Here is a 2,181-nt window from a genome sequence, read left to right as displayed (position 1 = left end):
AGCCTTGCTCCTTTAAAATTCATCATGACAACCTCTGATACCTCATGAAGAGTTGCGTCTTTGACGAATAAGTCGCTAAAACGGGAATAGCTGGCCTTAATACAAACTCTGACCACCGATTTTATCGATGAGGGATGTATGATTCAATATAATTTTTTAAAATATTTAAGAAAAATTGTTATTACGTTCAGCCTTTTTTTAATTTATTCCATCAGCGGTTTGTTGATCTATTATGCAGCGGGCGAAGAGCCATTTTGTAATTTTAGAAAATTTGACGCTTTCTTATTGTTAATTTTAGCGTCTTATTGTCAATCAGCTCTCTTTTATTGTTTATTTCTTGCAATAAAAAATGCACTTTTGAAAAAAACGAATTTTTTTATGTTAGCGCTGAATGTTGTTCATGCTTTAATTGCAGTAATTATTATTTATATGTTAGCTGACGGACAATATTATTATATTGATGATATCTTTAAGTATAGTATCTATTAATCTGCCGGACATTCAGACTTAAATTTTGAGGGTTTTGCCTAGGTGCTACCGGAATGATAGTCCAACCAGACTGCAGATTCGTCACCAAAGAAAATGTTGGAATTGGCTTTTGCGGCAAGCATGAAAACATGGCGAAAAAGGTGAAGAGTACCGACTATATCTATGACGGCCTGGAAGTCCTCCAGGAGATCACCGGCTCCGGTAGCCAGCAGATAACCACCTATCACCGTGCCTTGGGCAGGATTGTCAGCCGCCAGGACTACACCACAGGCGACTCGGGTCAGTACCATGTCAATCGGCCCAGGGGGCAAAGACTTTATTACGCCTACTACGGCCTCGGTTCGGTCGTAGCGCTTACCGCCCATAACGGCAGGCAGAAAACGCGATATCGCTACGATGCCTTTGGGGAGCTTATCTCCGGGGATATAACCGACAACCGGTTTACCTTTACCGGCAAACAGCTTGATCCGGAGTCGGGACTCTACCATTTCCATTTCAGGCAGTATGACCCATCCGCCGGAGTATGGACTACGGAGGATCCTATTGGTATTATTGGAGGAAATAACTTATACTCTTATACTAAAAATAATCGGGTCAATAACTATGATATTTTAGGATTGGTGTCTGCAGGTGAATTAGGTTTAGGAAATCCCGGTTCTTATGGAGGAGAAAATACTGAAGACAGCATGAGGGATGAGTTTGGACCTAATGACGATAGCCCATATGATAATTCTCCATACAGCAAAGCCCAGCAGGAGAAGATAAAAAGAGTGAATGAGTATGTTAAACCAAGGGTAGAACAGCTTGCTGAGGCTATGCAGTTACTGACTGCGATTCCTAGTAGGATTGTTGATTGGGGTGTTTATGCCTTTCAAATCGATGATTATTTCGACAAGCAAAGAGAAAAGGAATCTAGTAGAGATGATTGTGAAAAATAGTCAATTATATAGCGTAAACAAAAGGCTATCTAATTTGACAAGATTGCGAAAATAATTGCTGTCAGAATATGCACTTGCCAGTGTCATCTATTTATTCATGAGCTGGCAGTGCATATCTTTATACTTTCTTTACGAGGCAGCTAAGATATAACCATGTTCCATATTCAGTCATAAGGAGGCTTTGATTAATGACCCAGGCAAAAAAGGTTGATAAAGCTGATAAGAATCAGGCAAATAGCTGCAAACGCTCTCCAACGTTGTTTATTCCATATTTGCTTTTTATACCATTAACACTTTGTGCTGCAGTTGTCTATGTGGCATTTCTGGTCGTAAGTACAAAAGAGATAGCTCTACATCTGCCAGTAATGAAGTTTTTATTACTTATTCTTGCGATGCCAGTAATGCTAGGTGCCATAATTTTCTTCGGAATTGCATATGCAAATATATACTCTACAGTGAAGTTAGATAGCTCATCTCTGGGATTCTCTGGAAGAAAGTACGCAAATCGTATCTATAAAATCCTGTGTACTATATTTATTTTTTATAACTGCATGTGCTTGTATTTTTTCCTTTTCTATTATTGCAAAAGAGAAGATGTATCATTGTTTTCATTCCCAATAGATGTCTTGAATTTTTTCTTCAATAGATTCTCTGGCTAGATATCAATCAATTCATTGATTAGTAGACATATGTTATACTCCGGGCATGGAAACTGATGATGGAAGAAAAATTGACCGCAAAGGCCTTGAAGCCA

Annotated in this window: 3 protein-coding genes; all 3 read left to right on the top strand. The window is 38.8% G+C overall.

Features of this window, described 5'->3' with window-relative positions; genetic code table 11:
* Positions 1-138 precede the first annotated feature (138 nt).
* The 3 genes from BLQ17_RS21895 (at position 139) to BLQ17_RS21885 (ending at position 2,086) form a co-directional block, all read left to right on the top strand.
* Complete coding sequence (locus BLQ17_RS21895; protein WP_092226402.1) at positions 139-489, top strand: hypothetical protein; 351 nt, start codon at positions 139-141, stop codon at positions 487-489.
* A 53-nt stretch (positions 490-542) separates the two neighbouring features.
* Complete coding sequence (locus BLQ17_RS21890) at positions 543-1,427, top strand: RHS repeat domain-containing protein (protein ID WP_092226400.1); 885 nt, start codon at positions 543-545, stop codon at positions 1,425-1,427.
* 188 nt (positions 1,428-1,615) lie between these two features.
* On the top strand, positions 1,616-2,086 hold the full coding sequence (locus BLQ17_RS21885; RefSeq protein ID WP_092226398.1) for a hypothetical protein: 471 nt from the start codon (positions 1,616-1,618) through the stop codon (positions 2,084-2,086).
* Positions 2,087-2,181: the final 95 nt, after the last annotated feature.

The organism is Desulforhopalus singaporensis (assembly GCF_900104445.1).
GTDB lineage: Bacteria > Desulfobacterota > Desulfobulbia > Desulfobulbales > Desulfocapsaceae > Desulforhopalus_A > Desulforhopalus_A singaporensis.
This window is presented reverse-complemented; position numbering and strand designations above follow the sequence as displayed.

Bases quoted from the DNA above. Each gene is read 5' to 3' on its own strand.
- BLQ17_RS21895 (WP_092226402.1), top strand. From the start codon at position 139: ATGATTCAATATAATTTTTTAAAATATTTAAGAAAAATTGTTATTACG.
- BLQ17_RS21890 (WP_092226400.1), top strand. From the start codon at position 543: ATGATAGTCCAACCAGACTGCAGATTCGTCACCAAAGAAAATGTTGGA.
- BLQ17_RS21885 (WP_092226398.1), top strand. From the start codon at position 1,616: ATGACCCAGGCAAAAAAGGTTGATAAAGCTGATAAGAATCAGGCAAAT.